At 65.4% G+C, this 22,269-nt stretch carries 20 protein-coding genes; 6 read left to right on the top strand and 14 right to left on the bottom strand.

The annotated features are described in order from the left end of the window. The first annotated feature begins 48 nt into the window (after nt 1–48). Both QCM77_RS26335 and QCM77_RS26330 read left to right on the top strand, forming a co-directional pair. Nucleotides 49–1,485, top strand: coding sequence for an MBOAT family O-acyltransferase (locus QCM77_RS26335; protein WP_279685508.1), 1,437 nt, complete (start codon nt 49–51; stop codon nt 1,483–1,485). Next, the gene (locus QCM77_RS26330; protein WP_279685506.1) at nt 1,485–2,621 is read left to right on the top strand and encodes a hypothetical protein; all 1,137 of its coding nucleotides are present in this window, start codon (nt 1,485–1,487) and stop codon (nt 2,619–2,621) included. Before QCM77_RS26335 ends, QCM77_RS26330 begins: the two co-directional genes overlap by 1 nt. A 116-nt stretch (nt 2,622–2,737) precedes the next feature. Here the strand turns inward: QCM77_RS26330 and QCM77_RS26325 are convergent, their stop codons facing one another. The 3 genes from QCM77_RS26325 to QCM77_RS26315 form a co-directional block, all read right to left on the bottom strand. Beyond that, nucleotides 2,738–3,925, bottom strand: a complete 1,188-nt coding sequence (locus QCM77_RS26325; RefSeq protein ID WP_279666943.1) for a pyridoxal-phosphate-dependent aminotransferase family protein — start codon at nt 3,923–3,925, stop codon at nt 2,738–2,740. A gap of 106 nt (nt 3,926–4,031) precedes the next feature. After that, the gene (locus QCM77_RS26320) at nt 4,032–4,772 is read right to left on the bottom strand and encodes a thermonuclease family protein (protein ID WP_279685505.1); all 741 of its coding nucleotides are present in this window, start codon (nt 4,770–4,772) and stop codon (nt 4,032–4,034) included. 128 nt (nt 4,773–4,900) lie between these two features. Further along, nucleotides 4,901–6,631 (bottom strand): hypothetical protein, encoded by a 1,731-nt coding sequence (locus QCM77_RS26315; RefSeq protein ID WP_279685503.1) that lies wholly within the window; start codon nt 6,629–6,631, stop codon nt 4,901–4,903. 418 nt (nt 6,632–7,049) lie between these two features. Between QCM77_RS26315 and QCM77_RS26310 the strand changes: the two genes are divergently transcribed. Then, a complete protein-coding gene (locus QCM77_RS26310) occupies nt 7,050–7,898 on the top strand; it encodes a caspase family protein (protein ID WP_279685502.1) in 849 nt (282 codons plus the stop codon). 267 nt (nt 7,899–8,165) lie between these two features. Here the strand turns inward: QCM77_RS26310 and QCM77_RS26305 are convergent, their stop codons facing one another. From QCM77_RS26305 to QCM77_RS26290, 4 genes are all read right to left on the bottom strand, one after another. Beyond that, complete coding sequence (locus QCM77_RS26305) at nt 8,166–9,053, bottom strand: efflux RND transporter periplasmic adaptor subunit (protein ID WP_279666947.1); 888 nt, start codon at nt 9,051–9,053, stop codon at nt 8,166–8,168. Nucleotides 9,054–9,376: 323 nt separating this feature from the next. Next, a complete protein-coding gene (locus QCM77_RS26300; protein WP_279666948.1) occupies nt 9,377–10,501 on the bottom strand; it encodes a lactonase family protein in 1,125 nt (374 codons plus the stop codon). 120 nt (nt 10,502–10,621) lie between these two features. Further along, the gene (locus QCM77_RS26295; RefSeq protein ID WP_279666949.1) at nt 10,622–10,753 is read right to left on the bottom strand and encodes a hypothetical protein; all 132 of its coding nucleotides are present in this window, start codon (nt 10,751–10,753) and stop codon (nt 10,622–10,624) included. A gap of 94 nt (nt 10,754–10,847) precedes the next feature. Beyond that, complete coding sequence (locus QCM77_RS26290) at nt 10,848–11,033, bottom strand: hypothetical protein (protein WP_279685500.1); 186 nt, start codon at nt 11,031–11,033, stop codon at nt 10,848–10,850. Nucleotides 11,034–11,165: 132 nt separating this feature from the next. On the opposite strand from QCM77_RS26290, the gene QCM77_RS26285 reads away from it, so the two are divergent. After that, the gene (locus QCM77_RS26285; RefSeq protein WP_279666951.1) at nt 11,166–11,288 is read left to right on the top strand and encodes a hypothetical protein; all 123 of its coding nucleotides are present in this window, start codon (nt 11,166–11,168) and stop codon (nt 11,286–11,288) included. 173 nt (nt 11,289–11,461) lie between these two features. On the opposite strand, the gene QCM77_RS26280 is transcribed toward QCM77_RS26285, so the two are convergent. The 7 genes from QCM77_RS26280 to QCM77_RS26250 form a co-directional block, all read right to left on the bottom strand. After that, nucleotides 11,462–11,821 (bottom strand): hypothetical protein, encoded by a 360-nt coding sequence (locus QCM77_RS26280; RefSeq protein WP_279685498.1) that lies wholly within the window; start codon nt 11,819–11,821, stop codon nt 11,462–11,464. 240 nt (nt 11,822–12,061) lie between these two features. Then, nucleotides 12,062–12,979, bottom strand: a complete 918-nt coding sequence (locus tag QCM77_RS26275; protein ID WP_279685496.1) for an MBL fold metallo-hydrolase — start codon at nt 12,977–12,979, stop codon at nt 12,062–12,064. A gap of 91 nt (nt 12,980–13,070) precedes the next feature. After that, nucleotides 13,071–14,276: an NAD(P)/FAD-dependent oxidoreductase gene (locus tag QCM77_RS26270; protein WP_279685495.1), complete on the bottom strand. Its 1,206-nt coding sequence runs from the start codon at nt 14,274–14,276 to the stop codon at nt 13,071–13,073. Between the two features lie 106 nt (nt 14,277–14,382). Continuing rightward, complete coding sequence (locus tag QCM77_RS26265) at nt 14,383–14,673, bottom strand: hypothetical protein (RefSeq protein WP_279666956.1); 291 nt, start codon at nt 14,671–14,673, stop codon at nt 14,383–14,385. A gap of 98 nt (nt 14,674–14,771) precedes the next feature. Next, nucleotides 14,772–15,731 (bottom strand): helix-turn-helix transcriptional regulator, encoded by a 960-nt coding sequence (locus QCM77_RS26260; RefSeq protein ID WP_279685494.1) that lies wholly within the window; start codon nt 15,729–15,731, stop codon nt 14,772–14,774. A gap of 328 nt (nt 15,732–16,059) precedes the next feature. Next, nucleotides 16,060–18,723, bottom strand: coding sequence for a bifunctional diguanylate cyclase/phosphodiesterase (locus QCM77_RS26255; protein ID WP_279685493.1), 2,664 nt, complete (start codon nt 18,721–18,723; stop codon nt 16,060–16,062). Between the two features lie 120 nt (nt 18,724–18,843). Then, nucleotides 18,844–19,536 (bottom strand): TolB-like translocation protein, encoded by a 693-nt coding sequence (locus tag QCM77_RS26250; protein WP_279666961.1) that lies wholly within the window; start codon nt 19,534–19,536, stop codon nt 18,844–18,846. Nucleotides 19,537–19,723: 187 nt separating this feature from the next. Here QCM77_RS26250 and QCM77_RS26245 point away from each other — a divergent pair, with 187 nt between their 5' ends. Then, entirely contained in the window at nt 19,724–20,692 is a 969-nt protein-coding gene (locus tag QCM77_RS26245; RefSeq protein WP_279666963.1) for a LysM peptidoglycan-binding domain-containing protein, read from the top strand. A 252-nt stretch (nt 20,693–20,944) separates the two neighbouring features. Beyond that, nucleotides 20,945–22,243, top strand: a complete 1,299-nt coding sequence (locus QCM77_RS26240; RefSeq protein WP_279685492.1) for a Spy/CpxP family protein refolding chaperone — start codon at nt 20,945–20,947, stop codon at nt 22,241–22,243. The last annotated feature ends 26 nt before the right edge of the window (nt 22,244–22,269 follow it).

The following is a 22,269-nucleotide window of genomic DNA, read 5'->3' as shown; positions in this document are numbered from 1 at the left end:
CCGGCTTGTATGCTTTAGGGACCATGTCCCCGCCGCCGGTCCAGCCTGATGCTGTTCAATTCCTACCCGTTCATCCTGCTGTTCCTGCCGGCTGCGCTGGCTGGCTATTTCTGGCTCGGGCGACGCAGCAATCTGGCCCCGGTGATCTGGCTCGCGGCCGCCTCGCTGGCGTTCTACGCCATCGGCAACTGGCAGTTCGTGGCCCTGCTGCTGGTGTCGATCGCCTTCAACTATGGCGTCGGCTATCTCCTGATTGCGGCGGAGCTCGCTCCCTCGCAGCGCCGGGCGGCACTTGCCCTCGGCGTCGCCGGCGATCTCCTGGTGCTTGGCCTCTTCAAATATGCCGGCTTCGCCGCCGACAACATCAACGCGCTAGCCGGGACGCACTTCGCGGTCCACTTCCTGCTGCCGGTCGGCATCTCCTTCTACACGTTCACCCAGATTGCGTTCCTGGTCGATGCTTATCGCGGCCAGGTCGCGGCTTACGCGCTGCCGCACTACGCGCTGTTCGTGACATACTTTCCGCATCTGATCGCGGGGCCAATCCTTCACCACAAGGACATGATCCCGCAATTCGAGCGGAAGGAAACGAAGCATCCGCATCCGCATCTGATCTTGTGCGGCCTCATCATCTTCGCGATCGGCCTGTTCAAGAAGACGTGCCTTGCCGACGGCATCCAGCCGCTGGTCGCGCTGGCCTTCGAGGCGCGTTCGCCGAGCTTCGACCAGGCCTGGCTCGGTGCGCTCGCCTACACGTTCCAGCTTTATTTCGACTTCTCCGGCTATTCCGACATGGCGATCGGGATATCGCTGATGTTCGGCATCTTCCTGCCGGTCAATTTCAACTCGCCCTACAAGGCTGCCAGCATCGTCGAGTTCTGGCGGCGCTGGCACATGACGCTGTCGCACTTCCTGCGCGACTATCTCTACATCCCGCTCGGGGGCAACAGGCGCGGCCGCGTGCTGCGCTATGTCAATTTGATGCTCACGATGCTGCTGGGCGGGCTCTGGCACGGCGCGGCCTGGACGTTCGTCGTCTGGGGCGCGCTGCATGGCGCCTATCTCTGCGTCAATCACGCCTTCAACGCGCTGGTGCCTGACATTCCGACGCTCCTTGCGCGCCCGGTCCGTATCGCCGGGGCCGTGCTGACTTTCCTTGCCGTCGTCGTCGCCTGGGTGTTTTTCCGGGCCGAGCGGGTCGATTGGGCGCTGCGGGTTCTCCACGCCATGGCCGATCCCGCGAACATCGCCTTCGGCCGCGAGGAGATCGCGGCGCTGGTGCAGGTATCGATCTATGCTGCGCTGGTGTGGCTGGCGCCGAACACGCAAGGACTCATGGGATACGACCACGCCAATCGCAGGGTCGGCGAGCGCTTGATGGCCGGACGGATGCGGCCTTTGGTCCTGTATGGCGCGTCGCTGGTGCTTGCGTTCGGGATTTTGGGCATCCAGAGCCACAGCGAATTCATCTATTTCCGGTTCTGATGCGAGGCGCGTTCACACATCCAAGGCGTCTTCTCCTCGCGAGCATCGCGTGCGTGCTGGGGGCGGCTGCGCTCACCTACGTCATCGATCCCCTGCAACTGTTTCGGCCCTCGCGTGTCGTCGCGCCGTTCTATTCCGACGATACGCGCGTGCAGAATGCCGGGCTGATCCGCAGCCAGTCGTTCGACGCCGCATTCATGGGCACCTCGCTCGCGATCCATTTCCGTCAGAGCGACATCGACCGTGCGCTCGGCGTGCACTCGCTCAAGCTGGCGATGACCGGGTCCAATTCGCGTCAGCAGGGCTTTGTGCTGGAGCACGCGATCGACCGCGGCGCGAGGCGGGTGATCTGGGCGATGGACGATTTTATCTTCGTCGATGCGGCAGACATCGAGTCGGATCCCTTTCTGTCCGTCGATCTCTATCGCGGGACGGCCAAGGGCATCGCGTCCTATCTGTTCAGCGCGGCGATGGCGAAGGAATCCCTGTTCGCTCTGCTGCGGTCGGTTCCACCGTTGCGAGGGCCGTTGTCCCGCGCGTCGCCCTTTCTCCCCGTCAAGTTTGCGCTGTCCGACGTCGACGACATCTACGCGCTGCCGCGCGATTTCGACGTCGCGCGTGGCTACAACGCAGAGAAGACGCTCGCGGCCTTCGCCTACATCACCAGTCCCGTACGCAGCCGCTTTCTCGGCGACGGCTATGGCTACGAGGCTATGGTGCGGCACTTCGAGCGCGATGCCGTCGGCCTGATCACGCGCCATCCGGACGTGACCTTCGACATCTACTTCCCGCCCTATTCGATCCTGCAATTCGTCGCGATGCGCGATGCCTCGCCTGCGACGCTGAAGATCGTTTACGACCTCACGGCTGTCATTGCGCAGCGCCTGACACAGTTTCCCAATGTGCGCCTGTACGATTTTCGGACGATCAAGGAAGTGACGCACGACCTCGACAACTACGGCGACGTCATCCACCATTCGCCGGTGGTGGACGCGAAGGTGTTGTCGTGGCTGGTGGGTGGGGAGTATCGGGTCGATCCGAAGGCGCCGCTCACATCACTGAATGAGCTGAAGGCGCAGGTTGAAGCGTATCGGTTAAAACAACCGGGTCGTCCCGGCGAAGGCCGGGACCCATAACCCCAGGGAGGAGTTTGGCGAAGACTCGCAGTAAAACGGTCTTCGGTACTACGACCGCGCTCTGTCGATAGATCACGCGGTATGGGTCCCGGCTTTCGCCGGGACGACCGCGGATACTACACCGCCACCTCTTCGCCGAGATACGCGACCGCGGCCTCGAGCCCGCCCTTGCCGTGCGGAATCTTCAGTGCGTTCAGCCCGATCTCGATCACCCCTAACGTGCCGAGCAGCATCGGGGCGTTGACATGGCCCATATGGGCGATGCGGAAGGCCTGTCCCGAGAGATCGCCGATGCCGGTGCCGAGCACCACGCCGCACTTCTCCTTGCAATAGCGTTGCAGGATTGCGGGATCGTGGCCGTTGCTCATGGTCACCGTGGTCACGGTGTTGGAGCGTTCGCTGGCTTCGGCGACGTTGAAGCCGAGCACCTGGCCTTCCGACCATGCGCCGACCGCGCGGCGCGCCGCCTCGCCGAGCAGGCTGTGGCGGCGGAAGGCGTTCTCCAGCCCCTCCTCGTGCAGGAGGTCGATGGCCTGGCGCAGCGCGAACAGCAGATGCACCGGCGCGGTGCCGGCATATTTGCGATAGTGCTCGGTGCCCTCGCGCTCGCTCCAGCTCCAATAGGGCGTGCTCATGTTGGCCTTCTTCTGCACCTCGAGCGCGCGCGCGTTGGCGGCGACGAAGCCGAGGCCGGGCGGCGTCATCAGGCCTTTTTGCGAGCCGGACATCGCGACGTCGATGCCCCATTTGTCCATCTCGAACGGCATGCAGCCGAGCGACGCCACGGTGTCGACCATGTACAGCGCGGGATGGCCACTCGCCTTGATCGCCTTGCCGATGCCCTCGATGTCGTTCTGCACGCCCGAGGCCGTATCGACCTGGACGACGACGACCGCCTTGATGGTGTGCTCCTTGTCGCGGCGCAGGCGCTCCTCGACCTCGTGCGGCCGTACCGCGCGGCGCCAGTCGCCCTTGAGCACCTCGACCTCGGCGCCCATCAGCGCCGCCGCATGGCCCCAGCCGATCGCGAAGCGCCCGCTCTCCAGCACCAGCACCTTGTCGCCGCGCGACAGCACGTTGCTCAGCGCCGCTTCCCAGGCGCCGTGGCCGTTGGCGATGTAGATGTAGGACTTGCCCTTGGTCGCAAACAGGTTCGAGATATCGCGGAGCAGGCTCTCGGTCAGATCGGTCATCTGTTTGGAGTAGATGTCGATCGCCGGACGGTGCATCGCCTGCAGCACCTCGTCGGGCATCGTGGTGGGCCCGGGGATGGCCAGAAATTCCCGGCCCGCGCGAACGGTCATTGCTGTTGGTCCTTGTGTCGTGAAGACGCTCTGGAGGGTAGACGACTGCGTTTCTACGCGGTGGAGGCGTCCAAGAAAAGCACGGAAAATGCAGGTCTGAAGTGGGTTATCGCTTCGTCTCGCGGCAGCCCGCGGCTTCGGCGTCCTCGACCGAGCAGAACCAGCGGGTACCCTTGCTGATCTTCATCTTGATCTGGGTGTACCAGCGGCTGTTTGGCTGGTGGTAGATGCACTCGCCGGCGCTGTTGACGTTGCCCTTGATGGTGCAGTCGGGCGAGGGCGCAACCGGCCCCGAGGCCGAGGCGAGCAGCACCGAATGCGCGCCGTCGGGCGGCTTGATCGCGCCCAATATCGTGGTCTTCTTGTTGCGTACGCGCCAGTCCCAGGGCGCGATGAAGGCGCCCTGCCACATCCCGGCTTTTGCCTCCCGCGCGGCGGCCTCATCGGCGTCATAGTCGTGCGAGACGCGGGTGTAGGACAGCGCCCAGCCGCTCCGCACCAGCCATTTCTGGATGTCCTCGCCGCCGACCTCGCAGCGCGCCACGGTGCGGCCGCGCCGGTCGGTCGACCTTGCATGGCAGACCCAGCTCTTGCCCTCGGTGTATTTGGCGAGCTCGTCGCGCGCCGCGATGCCGCAGGTCCAGCGCTCGTCCTTGGTGTTGAGGCAGAGCTGATCGGACGACGGCGCATCGATGCCGCCGAGCCGGATCCTTGTGTTGCCGATCAAGACGGAATCGCCGTCGCGGACCTTTGCCGTGCCGGTGATGTCGGCGGCCTCAGCCGGCGACGGCAAGCCGGGCAAGGATAAGGCGACCAATGACAGCGCAATCAGGAGTTTTCGCAACATGCCGGTCCGCGTCTGATGAAAATGGCGATAAACCCCGCAATTGTGGTCGGCTTTTGTCCGCCCGGCCAGCATATGCCTGACAGTTGGGCTTTCAACTTACTGTCATCGAGCCGGGGGATGAGACCATCTTACCCGCGCCCCGCCATCGCCCGCTTCGCCACCGCCAGCCCCATCAGCACGAACGCCGACGTGACCTCCGGACCGCCCACCAGGATCCGCGTCGGCGTCTTCATCTTGTTCCATTCATAGGCGCGGAACGGGCCGCGGCGGCCGCCTTCGCCGATGGCGCCGACGATCACGTTCAGCGCCGGCGCAAAGGCGCGCGGGTCGGCGCCGAGATGGCCGAGCGCGATCAGCGCCAGTGCCGCGTCGAACACGTTCATTTCGGCGGCCATCAGCTCGCCCTTGACGTAAGAGAGCACGCGGTGGCGGATGAAGTCGAAATCGCCGTCGGGATCGATCGCGGCCTGCGCCGCCAGCGGCAGCGCCAGGAACGCCGCGTAGCAGCGGCCGAAATAGGCGCTGTAGAGTTCCGGCAGATAATAGATGTGCGAGCGCGGATTGGCGAAGGCGCCGCTTGCGGCGAGCCGCTTCTGGAAGCCGATGATGCGATGAACGGTGGCAAGCCGCGCCGGCGTCTCTAATACCTTCCAGCGCGCGAGGTTGCGGAAGCTGACCTCGAGAATGTCGAGATTGAGCGTCGGATCGAGATCGTTGCCGTAGGGCCGCTCGCCTTTGAGGTTGTCGATCCAGGTCGCGACCCCGCCCTCGTAGTCGATATTCTCGTTGATCGGCACGGTCACGCGCGGCTCGTTGACGCCGGCGCGCACCTGATAGCCGGCGTAGAAATCCAGCAGCGGCTGGTCGAGGATCGGATCGGTGCAGCCGGCCTGCGTTGCCGCGGAGATCGAGCACGCCGTGGTGTCGCAATCCGGTACGTAGACGCCGAAACCGAGGTCCTGCTTGATCTGGGCGAAGTAGCGTGAGAAGCGCGGATGCGGCGCTGGCGCGAGCGCGGTGATGACGTTGAACCGCGCGCCGTCGATGCCTTCCACTTCCTCGCGGCTGATGTTGACGCAGAAATCGACCATGTCGGTGACCGCGCGCTCCGCCGCAATCTTGTCGGCGGCCGAGGCGAGCCCGGTCTCGACATAACTCAACAGCGCCTCGATGAAGAACGCATCGTAATAAGCCGAGCGGTGGCGGATCTGCACCGGCTCCCACATCGGTTCGGCAACCCCTCGCCAGGGCGGATTGACGACCGCGCGCGCCGGCGATCGCGCGATGAAGACACGGGCGAGGTTGAACAGCAGCGACGAGTTCTTGTAGCCGCGCGCGTTGAGGCCCGTGAGCGCCATGGTCAGCTCGCGCCCGCGGAAATCGGGATCGCCGATCAGGTTGAACGCGGCGTAGGTCGGGAGGAAACCGTTCTTGCGGTACGAGCCGAGCAGATGCTGCGCGCAGTCGCGGATCACGCCGTCGATCTGCGATTGTTGCGGCATGGAGCCGGTGAACATGGCTGGCGGCGGCTTGGGATGATCCAGCGCGATGCTGTCGACGAGATCGGCGACGGGCTGGCCGACCGCCGCCCAATCGGGCTCGGCCTCGTCGCGGGCGCGAACCAGCGCCTCGCGCAGCCGGGCCAGTTTGGCTTCGTTGCGCAGCTCGGGCAGGCCTGCGCGGCGGAGCAGCACCCGCAATGCGGGATTGCCGAGCGCGGTCTTGTAGAACTTGGCCAGATGCGGATCGCCGCTGGCCGCCACAGACAATACGGGATCGCAGACGTCGTAAAGCGAGGGGCCGTCCTTCCGCGCCGTCAGCGCCCGGCAGGCGGCGCCGGCAAAATATTGAAAGCTCATGAAATACCTGGTCGCGGGAATTTGGCCGGGGGCCGACCGGCACGCTCCCAGCCGCGCGCCACCCCCTGCAAGTCGTTGAAAAAGCTACCCGGATTCGCAGGAAATACAAATGTGATGGGAGTCACAGAAAAAGCCGGCACGAAGGCTGCATGATTAGGCTCCGAAAGGCTGCGGGGCGCGAAAGATGGAGACTTTTGGGCGGGAGAATTAACTAATGACTTCAGTGATTTAGCTCAAAATCTGGGCAATCTATTGCCGGGGAGGCGATATCCGGTTAAGGGTTTGTTTGGTGCGGCGCCGCAAATTGCGCGCAATTCGGGGGCACACCCCGGCCAATCCCTCAAACCTGAAGACGCAATCGCGCTACTCAAACAGTGTGCGCGCGCTTGGCTGGTCTTTGGCACAGGAACGAACCGAGATGAATTTAAGGCAGCTCGACCTTTCCCGACGCACGATCGCGGTCGCCGCAGCCCTCATCGGCACGGTGTCCCTCGTGATCGGCGCCCATGCTGCTCTCAACATGCGGGCGCTCGATGCCGCCAAGGCCGTCTCGACCGACCAGGTCACCGGCTCGATCGGCCAGGCCTCGCGTCTCGCCCTCGTCATCGGCAATGGACATTACCCCGACGCCAACGCGCCGCTGACGCAGTCGATCAACGACGCCCGCGCGCTGTCCTCGTCGCTGCGCAAGAGCGGCTTTGACGTCGACATGGTGGAAGACGCGACCAAGGACGACATGGTCCGCGCCGTCAATCGCCTGAAGTCCCGGATCAAGCGCGACACCGTCGTCATGCTGTTCTTCGGCGGCTACGGCGTGCAGGCCGGGCGCGAGAGCTACATGCTGCCGGTCGATGCCGTGATCTGGAGGGAAAACGATGTCCGCCGCCAGGGCGTCTCCATCGACGGCGTGCTCGACATGATGAAGGAGCAGGGCGCCAAGGCCAAGCTCGTCGTGGTCGACGCCTCCCGCCGCAATCCCTATGAGCGCCGCTTCCGCTCCTACAGCCACGGCCTCGCGCCGATCAGCGCGACGGACAATGCGCTGATCCTCTCCTCGGCCTCGCCCGGCAAGGTCGTCGACGACGGCAAGGGCGAGCACAGTGTGCTGGTCAGCGAGTTCCTCAATAACCTCAATGCGCAGGGCAGCGCCGAGAGCGTCTTCAACAAGACCCGTGTTGCCATCTCCCGTGCCAGCGAAGGCGACCAGGTCCCGTCCGTCTCCTCCTCACTGCTCGAAGACGTCCATTTCGGCGAAGCCGGCGGCTAAAGCATGATCCGGAAAAGTGCGAAGCGGCTTTCCGAAAAGATCATGCTCAAACAACAACCTAAAGCGCGATGATGATTCATCCTCATCTCATCGCGCTTTAGTTTTTCTTAAGTCCTGCGAAGTCGCGTGCCCCGGACACGGCGCATCACATGATGATGCGACGCCGAGCCGGGGCCTGATTTTTTTAACCGCACATCAAGCGATGGGTCCCGGCTTTGCGCAGCAGTGTTGCACGCTGCAGCGCGTCCGGGACACGAGCCACTTTACCTACTTCGCTGCTTCCGCGGCCATCACCGTGCGCACCGGGTCGCCTTCGCGCAGGAGCGCGCCGGCGCGGGCGACGACTATATCGCCTTCGTTGAGGCCGTCGCGGACCTCGATATTGCCGCCCGACATCAGTCCGACCTCGACGCGCTTGGTCTCGACGCGGTTGCGGCGGATCACCTGCACGACGGTGCCGGCGGAGGAATACTGCACCGAGGTCAGCGGCACCGCGACGTTGCAGCTCTGTCCGGACTTGATCAGCGCGCGCCCGCTCGCATTCAGCAACAGCCGCTTCTGCGACGAGATGCCGATATAGACCATGCCCTGCTGGATGTTCGGCTCGACGGTCGGGCCGATGCGGCGCACCTTGCCGTCGATATCGCCGGCGCCGGCGATGCGCACGGTCGCCTGCTGGTTGACCGCGAGCTTGCGCATATCGCTGGTCGCGACGAGGCCGACGAGATCGTATTCGCTGCGCGCCACGATCGTGAACAGCGCCTCGCCCTTGGCCGAGGCGAGGTTGCCGATCTGCGCGGTCGACGTCGCGATCACGCCCGCCACGGGGGCGGTGACCTGAAGCGTGCCGCCCTCGGGCAGCGCCAGCCGCGCCAGCACCTGCCCGGCGGTGGTGGTCTCGCCGGCTTCCGCCAGCACTTCCGTCACCTTCAGGCCGGGCCGCTCGGGCCGCACGGAGCTTTCCTCGCGCGCGATGATCGTGCCAGTGGCCTCGACGATGTCGGAGAAACAGGATTTTGCGACCTTCAGCACCGTGACTGCCGGCCCCTTGGGCGCGTCGTCATCGGCGGCAGGCGCGGGCTGGGCGGACAGCAACAGCAGTCCGGTGAGCGCAACGAAATGTCGGGAAAAGGAACGCGCAGGCAAAGGACGCATCGGTCATTCCGGTTGGGGCCGTGACGGCCTCATCGATAGCAGAAGCAACCGCGGCGGACCATGGGCCGGCCGAATGAGAATGCCGCAGCAAGCACGGGCGGCGCGATGCCGCCCGTGAATTAGTCTTCGGGACCGGCGCCAAGGTTCGCTGTCTTCCACCGTCCTTGCGGCCATCCTTCGAGACGCCCGCCTGCGGCGGGCCCTCAGGATGAGGTCGTGCTTCGCGGCGAGCTATCAGACCCTCATGGTGAGGAGCCCGCCAAAGCGGGCGTCTCGAACCATGCAGGCCGAGCTCATCCCGCAGCCTCCAGGGGAGAGCAATCTCACGGCAGGCTCAAGAACTCCACCCAGTTCGGCTTCTTGCCGGTGGCGTAGGATTTCAGCTTGGCGAGTGCGCCGCTGCTCTGGTCGATGGCATAGACCGTCATGCTGTCGGAGAGCTCGCCGACCGCGGCGAGGTAGCGCCCGCTGGGATCGATGTGGAAGCCGCGCGGCTGCTTCTCGGTCGGCACGCTGCCGATCGTGGTCAGCTTGCCGGTTGTTGCATCGACCTTGTAGGCCGTGAGCGTGTTGGTGGTGCGCTCGGATGCGTAGAGGAAACGGCCGTCGGGGCTGATGTGGATGTCGGCGGCCCATGGTTTGCCGGAAAACCCTTCCGGCAGCGCGGTGGTGCGCTGGATCTCGTCCCATGCGCCGCTCTTGGCTTCGTAGGCGAACGCCGCGACGTCGCCGTTCAGCTCGTGGACGAGATAGACGAATTTGCCGTTGGGGTGGAACACGAAATGCCGCGGCCCGGATTTCTCCGGCACCTTGTGGGTTGGCGGATCGCTCGGCGTCAGCGTACCGGTCGTGGCGTCGAACGCGAAGGCCAGCACCTGGTCGGAGCCGAGATTGGTCGCGAACACGAAGCGGTTGTCGGGCGAGGGCAGGACGGCGTGCGCGTTCAGCCCGGTCGGGATCACCTGCTTCGGCTCGCCCGCAACGCCGTTGGCGAGCAGCGGATTCAGCGCGACCTTGTTGCCGCCATAGGAGGCGCTGAACAGGAATTTGCCGCCGCGGTCGAAGGCGATATTGGCCATGCTGTCGGCGAGCGGGCCGTTGCCGATATGGCTGAGTTGGCCCGTCTTGGGATCGATCGCAAAGCTCACCGCCACGAACGGCTGCGAACGGATTCCGGCGATCAGCACGCGGTGGTCGGGCGTGATCGCGAGCGGCGTCGAGGAGCCGGGCTTTTCGACGCCGGTGAAGGCGGCCGTCTGCACGGGCGTCATCTCCCCGCTCTCGGCCATCTTGAACACGCTGATGTCGTTGCTATCGGCGTTGCCGACATAGGCGAAGGTCTCGGCCATGCCGGCGCGGACTCCAGAAATGAGAGTGAGGAAAGCGAGGGTGGTGGCGATCGCAGCGCGGGGCGCGCCGGATGCAATGCGTCGGGTCGGTTTCAACATGGGGTCCTCCTGGAAGCCGGTGCGGCATTGTCGTTTTGCCGGCGAGGATAGCGGCAGCCGCCCCGCCGCACCAAATTCCAATTGGGATCGATCGATGCCGAAATGGTATCGGTGGGAGGTCTACCGCACCGCCGCTGTGCGGGAGGGCGGATGCGCGCCGGACGTGTGGTCGGGCGGCCCGAGCACGGTCCACACGGTGACCGCGAGCAGCGCGCAGGTCAGGATCGTCCAGGCGACGAGTTGTTTCCGCATCGGGCCGAATCCGTCCGTCATATGAATCTGAATGCTCCCGGGGAGCGTGCCTTGCGATCGTGCACTGCAAACCGCGGCGATCCTATGAACTCGTTCACAGGCGAAACGAACCGATGCCGCGCGAGCGCATTGACCGGCATGCCCCCGCGAAAACGATCTCGAAGGTAAGCCCGACATGGGCGGCAAGCATGGCGGTCAGGCCGGCCAGCCCAAGCCGCCGCCGCGCCCGCATCAGGGCGAGCGCGATGAGGACGTCGTGGCAAAGCGCCACACCGGCCAAACCGATCGCAACTCCGCGCCGACCAAACCAAAATAGCGCCTCGCTCGCGCCGCGCTCGCTCTGGGAACGGCGGCCCCGCCTTGCCGTTACCCTGATCCCGCGGGCGGAGCAGATCGAAACGGAGGCTGGCACGTGTTTTGGATTTATTGGGACACCGCCTGGTCCCTCATCATCAGCGGCATCATGTTCGCCACCATCGTCACCCATCCCGACGCCGAGTTCGCCGAGATCCGTGCGGCCAAGCAGGCAAAGTGAGCCCGCGCGTCTTTAGGCTGCTCCGATCTCCGTGATCCAACCCAGTCCGGCTCGCCTGCGTCAAACCCGCGACTTCTCTATCCGCGGCAAGAAAAAAGAGGGTCGGTTGAGCCGGGCGGGACTGCGCTTCGCGCAGCCGCGCGGCTACCCCACGCTTACCAATCTGCATAACCTCAAGTCATGCTGCCGGGCATGAAGCAGCGGATCATGGCGCGGCCGTTGACGTAATACGGCCAGACCATGGTGCGACCGGCGCGGTTCGGCTCGGTGATCACAGTATCGTCGGGCACCTCGATCCAGTCGCCCAGAAGCCTGACGCGATAATGTCCGTCTCGCGTGTCCCAATCGACATCGTCGAGGGCGGTGCCGTCGGCGTCGGCGCAGCACGGACCGCCGCCCTTGCTGCGCAGGCTCTCGAACCAGCCCTTGAGGGGAGAGTTTGCATAGCGACCGTCGTCGCGGGCTTTTGCGGACAGGCCGATCATGGCGACAACAGCTACGAGAGGGATCATCCTGAATGCCACGATCGCCATATCGCCTCGCTCGATCTCGCGCGCGCAAGAGCGCAGACGAGAAGCCGCCTGCGCTGCACGTGACGCAATGCTGGCTGACGCCCGCCGACCGGGTTCCAGCCGTCTCAGCGGGGCGATAACCGCGAGGGTCGATGTTTGATCCAATTTTCAAGGGCGCGAACTCATCGATGCCATGAGTCCATACAACATGGGTCCATTCAATCAGTCCGCGCCCTGCTTCGGCTCTAGCCCGGCAAGCGGTCAGTAGTCCCAGAACACCGGGACCCAACGAAAGGCGTCGCCGTCGACGGCGACCCGGCCCACGGACGGGAACGGCAGGTGCGTGGCCACCAGCATCTCGCCGGTCTCGGCAAGCTCCCGCAACATACGGACACGAACGCGCGCGGCCTCCTCTGGGTCGTGTTCGAAACCATTGTGCCAGTCGGGCTGCTCGAACCCGACGGCAAACACGGCATCGCCGGCGAATGTCAGCGCGTCACCGCCGGACGCCATGCGAACCACGCTGTGTCCGGGGGTGTGGCCGCCAGTGCGACGCGCGATGACGCCAGGCGCAATCTCGTGCTCGTCATCGAACAGCCGCAGCTGACGGCCGTACTCCTTCACGAACCGCTTGGCGGTCGATCGCAGCGCGTCCGGGAACCCTTCCGGCATGGCAGTGCGGGAGAAATCAGGGTCTTCCCAGAACTTGACCTCGGCGGCCGCGACGTGGATCCGCAGGTCCTTGCGCAGCTGCTCCTTCACCCCGTCGACCAGCAGCCCACCAATGTGGTCCATGTGCAAATGGGTCAGCACCAGATCGGTCACGGACGCAAGATCGATACCCGCGGCCGCCAGTCGCTTGATCAACTGCCCGGCCCGCGGCAAGTTCAGGTTCGGGTCGGACCCCAGTCCGGCGTCGATGAGGATGGTCTTGCCGCCGCTGCGGACCATGACGGCGTTCAGCGCCCAGTCGAAAGCATCCTGCGGCAGGAACATGTCGTGCAGCCAGGTCGCCCGGACCGCCGGGTCGGCGTTGTGCGCGAGCATCTTGGTCGGCAGCGGCAGCACGCCATCGCTGACCACCAGCACGTCGATCTCGCCGATCTTCAGCGCGTAGCGCGACGGAACGAGCTCTTCGGGCCCCGATGTCACGGGATATGAGGTGTTGTGCAGATTCATGTTGGTCTCCTGTTTCAAGGTTAAAGGCTCCCGGCTGGTCTGTTGAGCAGGCCGCGCCGCCAGGAGAGCGCGGCCGTCATCGCTTCGCGCGTTAGAGGCTGGTCACGCGCTCCGGATCGGCCGCCGCGAGCGCCAGGGCGCGCTCCGCCTTCGGCGGATAGATCCAGACGGTGTTGATCTCCTGCTTGGTCTTCTTGGCGGTCGCGCCGACCATCTCGACCTTGCGCTCCCATCCACGCGTGAACAGCGCCCCGGCTTCGCCGAGGTCGAGGCAGGTGACATAGGCCTTCTGGTGATAGGGCCTCGTCGGCACGCCCAGCAGCTCGGCCGCGGCGTTGTTGCCGGCAAAGGCGCCCATCCGCGTGGCGTGCTGGCACGACATCAGCGCGTGATTGCCGTCATCGTCGCAGGCGGCTCGCGCAGCATCGCCGGTGGCGAAGACGCCCGCGGCACCGGGCACGCGCAGATCGCGGTCCACCAGCAACCGCCCGAAATTGTCGCGCCCGGCGGGAATCTGCGCGGTCAGCGGCGCGGCGCGAATGCCCGCCGCCCAGATCACGGTCTCGGTTTCGATGCGCTCGCCGTTCGACAGCGTCACACCGGATTCATCGAGCGAGGCGACACCGGCGCCGAGCCGCGTCTCCACGCCGAGCTTGCGCAGGGCTTCCTCGATGATGGGGCGGGCGCCTTCGCCCATGTCGGGTGCGATCGCATTGTTGCGCTCGACAATGATGATGCGGGGCCTGGCGTCCTTGCCGAAGATATCGCGCAGCCGCGCCGGCATCTCCGTGGCCGCCTCGATCCCGGTGAAGCCGCCGCCTGCGACGACCACCGTGTTGCGTCCGTTCGCGGCGGACCGCTCCGGAAGACCGTGCAGATGCCTGTCGAGCGCAACCGCATCGTCGATCGTGTCGACGCTGAAGCCGTGCTCGGCGAGGCCCGGAATGTTCGGACGGAACAGCCGGCTGCCGGTGGCCACGACGAGGCGATCGTAAGAGAGCGTCTTCCTGGTGCCCTTGGCGGTAGCGATCTGCACCGTTCGAGCTTCGATGTTGATGGTCTCGGCGCTGCCTTGCACATAGGCGACGTCGATGGCCTTGAGGACATCGAGCAGCGGCGCCGTCAGGGTCTCGGGCTTCGCTTCATAGAGCCGCGGGCGAACCACGAGCACAGGCGAGGGGGCAACCAGCGCGATCTCGAGCTGCTCTGGCGAGACGCCCTGGATCTCGCGCTGGCGCGCTGCGGAAAGCGCGGCGTACATGCCGGCGAAGCCGGCGCCGATGATGATGATTCGCATGGGTTTGCTCCTTGTTTGTGCTTGTCGAAAGTTCGCACGCGACCGCGTTGCTGCGTTGAGAGCAGCGTCCGGCAGCGGCACGAAGAGGTGGATTCGATCGCTGGTCTTAAGGCGCCATGCAGCGTTGCAGCGGCGAACGCGGCGGCAGGCTGTAGCGAAGGACGAGCGGCTGAGGCTCCATTGGACCCCAGTCCTGATAGGGCAGGCCGGGGCCATTTCGCGTCATGATGGAAACCAGCGGGTAGGTCGGGTGCATGGAGTACGCCGGAATTTCCACCTCCTCGCCCGTCGCCGACGTGAAGCGAACGGCCAGCGAGAGTCCGTACAAGGTTGCGGTCGCGAGGCTTCGGCGGCGTGACGCAATCAGCCGTCGGCTGACGAAGTTTTTCCAGGTCATCTTTGGTCTCCCTCGATTGGTCTGGACATGGTGATGATGTAGCCGACCCGATTTGCCGCTGCCCCAGCGCGATTGCCGTTCCTGTCGAGAGATTGCTGCTAACGCACGCGCCTGCGCCAATCGCTCGGCGTTTCATCCGTCAGCTTCTTGAATGCCGCGGCGAAGGCGGTTTGCGAGGAATAACCAAGCGCGGCCGCGATCGAGACGATCGAATCGTCGCTCTCCCGCAGCATGTTCATGGCCTGCTCGAGCCGGTGCTGGCGCAGCCATGCATGCGGCGAGAGCCCGGTGCTCTCCTTGAAGGACCGGCAGAAATGAAAGCGCGATAAACCGGCATCGGACGCCAGCGCATCGAGCGAGACGTCCGCGTCGCTGTCGGAGCGCAATCGTTCGATCGCACGGAGCAGGACCTTCGGCGACAGCCCGCCCATGGTCGGTTGGAACGTGGTGGGCGAGCCTGCGTGCGCCGCCAAAAGGCGCGTGGCCAGAAGATCGGTCAATTGATGCCGGAATAGCGTATCCAGCGCGCCATGGCCCTCCAGCGTATCTGCCGCGCTCAGGAGCAGTCGGGACGTGATGGGGTCAGGATGCGCCGTTCGCTCCAGCAGGTCGGCCGGTCCGGCGGTCCCGGCTTCGTCCGCAACGCGCTTCAGGATTGCATCGGGAAGATAGAGTTGAACTACGTCGACAGGCTTCGGGATATCCCATCGCGAGCTCGATCCTTCCGGAATGATAATCAGGGCCCCGGGACGAAACGTGCCGATCGCAACCGATTTTCCCGAGCGCCGCTCCATGCGCTGCATCACGCCGTTATAGGCCATGATCACGTGGTGGCTCATGGGCTCGACGACGTCGTGCAGCGGATCATGCTTCCAGTGCGCGATGCCGGCACCGGAGGAGTCCAGCGCCATGCGAAACGGCTCGGTTCTGAGTACGCGCGCCATCTCCGCGTCGGCGGCGCGGCGCTCGGACGTCGAACTGTCGTCTGGCTGTGCGCCAGGTGCGGGCGGCAAGCTCTTGTGCGAGGGATTGCGCATGAGTGCGGTGTTCCCGGTCATGGTGTGGCTCCTCCTGATCACCTCGGATTTTGGATCAGTCGTCCGTATTTGTACGGAACGGCGCATGTTCTATGCGCCGCGAATGCCCGGCGTATTTCCTGAAGCCGCGATTCTTTGTCCGATCCTGCTCCAAGCCGGCGCGCGCTTGCGCGAACGCACGGCGGGCGGGCGGCTGGAAAGGATGTCTATGACAACAAGTGCGACAGGCCGTCACGGGGCTGTGACGATTGGACCCGTTTTTGGCGCAGCAAGGCCGAATTTCGAAGCGGGAAAGCCTTCCGATTCTGCGACACCCCTCCAACGGAGGGTACGAGATGACCGTGCGCGGCTAAGCCGCCACCGCCTGCGCCGACAAGAGCTGCTTCAGCTTCGCCGCCGGCACGGCCGGGCTGAACAGCCAGCCCTGCATCTGGCTGCACCCGAGCTGCCGCAGCACATCGCGCTGGGCTTCGGTCTCGACGCCTTCCGCGGTCGTTGCCATGTGGCGGGCGGCGGCCATGTGCACCACGGCCTGCACGATCGGCGAGGAATCCTCAGGTTCGCCGATGTCGCTGATGAAGCTGCGGTCGATCTTGATCTTGTCGAACGGGAAGCGGTGCAAATAGCTCAGCGACGAATAGCCGGTGCCGAAATCGTCGAGCGCGATGCGGACGCCGAGCTCGCGCAGCTGCTGCAGGATCGTCAGCGCCTCCGAATCGTCGCGAATCAGGACGGTCTCGGTGATCTCGAGCTCGAGCCGTCCGGGCGCCAGCCCTGACTCCGCCAGCGCAGCTGCGACCTTGAGCGCCAGCGTCCTGGAGCGGAACTGCACCGGCGAGACGTTGACCGCGATATGGATGTCGCCGGGCCAGGAGGCGGCCTCCGTGCAGGCCTGCTTCAGCACCCATTCGCCGATCTCGCCGATCAGGCCGGTCTCTTCCGCGACCGGAATGAAGTCCGCAGGCGAGATCATGCCGCGCTCGGGATGGCACCAGCGCAGCAGCGCCTCGCAGCCGGTGACGACATTGGCGGCGAGATCGACCAGCGGCTGGTAGTGCACCTCGAACTCGCCGCGGGGCAGCGCCTGACGCAAATCGAGATCGAGCTGGCGGCGCTGCCGGGCCTTGGCGTCGTATTCGGGCGCGAAGACGCGGTAAGTGCGGCGGCCCTCGGATTTCGCCGCATACATCGCCAGATCGGCGCGCTTGAGCAGATCGTCGAGGGTGTCGCCGTGGTCGGGTGCGATCGCAATGCCGATGCTGGCATCGGTCGGGATTTCCTGGCCGTTGCAGTTCACGGGCGCGCGCAGCGCCGTCAGGATCTGCTCGGCAAGGGCCGTCAGCTCGGCCTGATCGCTGCTGCCGGCCTTGACGATGGCGAATTCGTCGCCGCCTAGCCGTGCGACCATGTCGTTGCCGCTGACGCACGCGCGCAGCCGGTTCGCGACCTGGCGCAGCAGCTCGTCGCCGACCTCGTGTCCCAGCGAATCGTTGACGCCCTTGAACTCGTCGACGTCGATATAGAGGATCGCGAACGGCTTGCCCTGACTGAGTTCCGCGACGCGGCGCTCCAGATGGCCGCGCATCAGCACGCGGTTGGGCAGGTCGGTCAGCGCGTCGTAATGCGCCATATGCGCGATGCGTTCGTCGGCACGGATGCGCTGGGTGACGTCGTCATGGGTCGCGAGCCAGCCGCCGGCGGCGCCGGGCTGGTTCTTGACCTCGATCAGGCGGCCGTCCGCGGTCTCGACGATCGTGCTCTGCGTCTGCCCGGCATTGCTCAAGATGCCGTCGCAATAGGAATCGACGTCGCCATGGAACGACCCGGTGTCGTGGCGATGCCGGATCACGTCGCGGAAATAGGCGCCGGGCTTCACCAATTCGGCCGACAGACCGTACATCTCGATGTAGCGGCGGTTGCAGACGATCAGCCGTTCGTCCTGATCGAACATCAGGAGGCCCTGCGTCATGGTGTTCATCGCGGTGTCGAGCTGCTGCTTTTCCACGGCGAGCCGGCGCGTCACCTGGCGGAAGATCAAATAGAGCGTGAGCACGAGCAGGCCGATCGACAGCACGGCGACGGTGACGAAAAATTTCGTTTGCGTATGCCAGGTCGCCAGCGTCGCATCCAGCGACTTGGTCGCGACCACGACCAGCGGCTCGCCGGTGAGGAGGCGCGAAGCGACGATGCGGTCTTTGCCGTCGATCGGGCTTGCGAGCTGCGTCGTGACGAAGCTGCGTTCGAACACGGCTTTCTGCTCGGGCGAGCCGGTGCGGTAATTCTGCCCGATCATCGCGTCGACATGAGGAATGCGCGCCAGCAGCTGGCCGTTCTGGTGGTGCATCGCGATCGAGGAATCCTCGCCCAATCCTGTCGAAGCGAAGTACGATTCGAGCTGCTCCGGCGTGATCGCCCGGGTGACCATGCCGAGGAATTCGCCATGCAGGCCGGACACGCGGCGCGCGATCACGATCGCCGGGCCATTGCCGAGCCGGCCGGGCACGACCTCGATCTCTTCCTGTGCGATCGGATCGTTCTTGAGCCGGTTGAAATAGCCGCGGTCCGCGACCGAAATATCGGCGACCGGCCAGCGCCGCGACGAGTTGACCAGCACGCCATTGGCGTCGAACACGTTGGCGCCGGCGACATCGGACCAGCCGCTCGCCTTCGCGCGCAGCTCTTCGTGCATGGCGAGCGTGCCCATCTCGCTGCGGAAGACGTCCGCCGATTCGATGCCGTGGCTTTCGAGTTCCGCGATGACGCTCTTCTGAAGCACCGCGAAGTCCGCGAACTCGCGGTCGAAATGACGGGCGAGCAGCCGGACCGCGCTCTCCAGGCTGTCGCGGCCGCTCTCGATCGCATTCTGCCGGAAGCGGTCGACGGTGAGCGCGGTGCCGATAGCCATTGCGGCCATCAGCACGAAGCCGCCGATGATCAGCCATGTCAGCGGCGCCCCGCGCCAACGGCGCAGCAACGCGCGCGTGCGCGCGCTCCACCGGATCGATGTGCCCATGCAGTCCTCCCGTCGGATGCAAGATGCAGCAAAACCGACAAGAGCCCGTTACCAGCGACGGTTAGGAAAACATGAATCGGAACGGAATCAGCGGGTTGGTTCCCGACGATCCGGGTGCGTTCAGCGGCGGATTTCCCATCTCAGCGCTTCCGCATTCGTCTTGGCGAACATCGCCGGCACGTCGAAGGTCCCGGTCTTGAGATCATAGCGGCAGCGCCAGTCGGCCAGCCCTTTCACGGCGACGTTCTTCGGATGCTTGTCCATTTCGCCCGACAACGAGATCACGAGGTAACGGTTGTCCGGCCAGTGCACGCCAAGCCCGCGATAGGCCTCTTCGCTGCCTTGCACGAGATTGGCCGAGATGTGGTAGTCGAGCTTCATCTTCCTGGTGTCCGGCCGGCTGTGGAAATAGGCCCAGGCGAGATCGCTGAGCGAGGTCTTCGTTGCGCTCGCGAAAGCGCCTTTCTCGACATGGTAGAGATAGAGGTCCTGCTCGCCGGAGCCGGTCTTCTGCATCCGCAGCAGCCATTGCGAGTCGGGGGTCCAACGGAAGCCGGCCGGATAGTCCTGCTCCGGCTTCAGCTCGGTCATCGCTTCGCCGTTGCGCGCCCAGACCTGCCATTTGATATCGAAATCTCCGCCGTCCTTCATGTACTGCTCGAGCCTGGTGGTTTTGTCGGGCGAGGTGAAGGCCAGTTCGGCATCGTCGCTGAGAGTGAACCCAGGCGGCGGGCCGGAAGCGGCCAGCGCCGGAGTTGCGACCAGCGTCAGGGCAAGCACCAGCAATTGTGCGGGACGGCAAAATGCGTTCACGGGGAAATTCCTCAAGAAAAATGCCGCGATGCGGCCTCGATGATTTGACGCCGGCGGGGTGGCGCCGGTTCATCCCTTGCGCGCTGGCTCATCATCCTATCGACCGTCTTGCTGCCGTAGCCAAAACGGCGCAACCTGCCGCCCCCGGCTGATTTGCAGGGTTCGTTCTGATCGAGGTTCGTTTACGATGGTGACCGCATCCAAGGCCTTCATTGCACTCTGTCTGCTCGCGGTGGGGGGCACCGTGCTGGTGATCGGCCCCGCCGAGCTGCGCCGCCTGCTGCCGAACGGGGCGAAGACCGACATCTCGGTCGCCTCCAAGCCGGAACTCAAGCCGGAAGAGCCCAGGCTTGCCGCGAACGCGCCGGCGCCGGCCGCGTCTCCCGCCCCCGAGCCGCGGGCGGGTGCGGTGGTCGAGACCGAGAGGCAGGTCACGGCCGCGCTTGCCGATCTTGCGCCGGTCAAGCCGCCGCCGGCGGTTGCGGATACCGGTCCCCGTTTCGACGTCGCGCGCGTCGATAATCACGGCGAGGCGGCGGTGATCGCGGGCCAAGCGACGCCGGGCGCCAAGGTCGAGCTGCTGCGCGACGGCAAGCCGCTCGACACGGTGGTGGCGGATGCGTCGGGCCAGTTCGTGATGACGCCGCCGCAGCTTCCTGCCGGTTCCTATGAGCTGACCCTGCGGGCGAAATCGCCTGACGGCACCGTCACGCAATCCAGCCGCAGCATGCCGGTAACGATCGCCGAAGCCGCGCCGCCGCCCGCGCGCGCCGCACCGGCCGCGAGGCAAGATACGAAGCAAGAGGCGAAGGCCGAGAAGCCTGATGACAAGTCGGATGTCGTGGCATCGGTATCGGACAGGTCCGCGGTCCGGCCCCGACTGATGGGCGCACCGAAACCTAAGGTCATGGCGCGGGCGCCCGCGGCCACGGCGGTCGCATCGGCGTCGCCGGCGGACGTCATCAGCGGTGCAGCCGCGGAAGCAGGTGGCAGCCGGGTGATCTCCCGCGGCGACAGCCTGTGGGCGCTGAGCCGGCTCGCTTATGGCGACGGCGCCCGCTTTGCCGTGATCTACAACGCCAACCGCGCCAAGATCCACAATCCCAATTTGATCTATCCCGGCCAGACCTTTGTGCTGCCGCAGAAGGCGGAGTGAGGGCGGCGCTTCGCCGCTGCGTTTGCAATCTTGCCGTCTAGACCCGCTGTTCTTCTCCCTCGCCCCGTTCTTACGGGGAGAGGGTGGGGTGAGGGGTTCTCTCCGCGAAGGCGCAGCCGGTTGGGACTCCCGCAGCCCGCGATGCTTTGCCCTGTGTGCTTCCGGAACTTTTGGTTCCCCTGCGCGTCATCGTGATGCGGCGCGATGCGCGCTTGGCGCCGGAGGAGGGCCAAGGTGGACAGGTCAGTGGTCATGTCGAGATCACGCTTGGGGCCCAGGCTGGGGCTGGCGCTATCAGGCGCAACCCTCGTGATGCTGGCGGCGCTGTTGCCAAATCGCGCCGAGGCGCAGTTCGGCTTGCGCGGCGGCCCGCTCGGCGTTGCACGCTTTGCCGTCGGCCACGTGATTGGCCTGTCGCGCTTGCGCCATGCCCGCATGGCGGTGCGGGGCGGCCGATACCGCTCCGCCGCGTTGAGGTCGCAAGATCCTCGCGGCGCAGAGCGTGGCCAGCCCGCCAATCCCCAGCCTGCGAATCCCTACGTCCTCCGTGCGGCGCTCACGGCGCAAGCTGCGCTGGCGGGCTGGCGTGGTGGCCGCCGGCCGCAGGGCTGGTGGCGCCATCCCGACGGCAGCTACGGCTGGGCCGGCCCGGTGTTCTGGCCGTTCGCCCATGACGATCTCACCAATGCAATCATCTTCGGCGATACGACCAGCATCTCGCTCTACGGCTATGGCGACATCTACGCCGCGATCTTCGCGCCCTATGCCGCCACGGAGCTTGCCGCCTACACCGCGCCGCAAGGCAGGCGCGCGCGCAAAATTCCGTCGGCGCAAAACATCTGCGACGTCAGTGATCCCGCCGGCTTCCCGGTGGATCGCATCGCCGCAGCGGTGCAGCCGAACGAATTGCAGCGCACCGCACTCGACGATTTCAGTGCCGCCTGGCTGGCTGCCCGCGACAGCATTCGTGCGGTCTGCCCATCGCAGGTGCCCGCGACCGCATCAGAGCGCCTCGGCCTGATGCGCGAGCGCCTCGAGGCCGTGATCAAGGCAACGGACGCCATCGCACCGCCCCTGGCGAAATTCGAAGGTCTCCTCGACGACGGCCAGAAGGCAAAGTTCGATGGGTTGGCCACGGACCGTCGCGCCGCGCTCGCGTCGATTCAGCAAAAGAATCCCCAGGCGGCATCGGCCTGCCAGGCGGACAGTGATCCCCGCTACGACGAGAAGGTGCAGCGCCAATACGAGCAGCTCGTGCAGCAGCAATGGCCTGCGGCCGACATCGCGTCCACGCTCAAGCTCGACGATACCGCCCGCGCCCGGCTCGACGTCCTCCAGGACACCACGCTGCGCACCATGGAGACGCTGAGCGCCTGTCCGTCCAAGGCTGAGCTCACGCCTCAAGCCCGCCTCACAGCGGTGAAGGCGCGGCTGGAGACGATGCTGCAAGCGGTGAACGGCGTCAGTGACGCGCTCGACGATTTCGAGGCGGACCTGAGCGACGAGCAGAAGGCGGGGTTCGAGGCAATCGGGCCGAAGCGCGGGGTGTGAGTAATGGCTGTATCGCCGATGATGCC

The organism is Bradyrhizobium nivariense, assembly GCF_029846695.2.
GTDB lineage: Bacteria > Pseudomonadota > Alphaproteobacteria > Rhizobiales > Xanthobacteraceae > Bradyrhizobium.
This window is presented reverse-complemented; position numbering and strand designations above follow the sequence as displayed.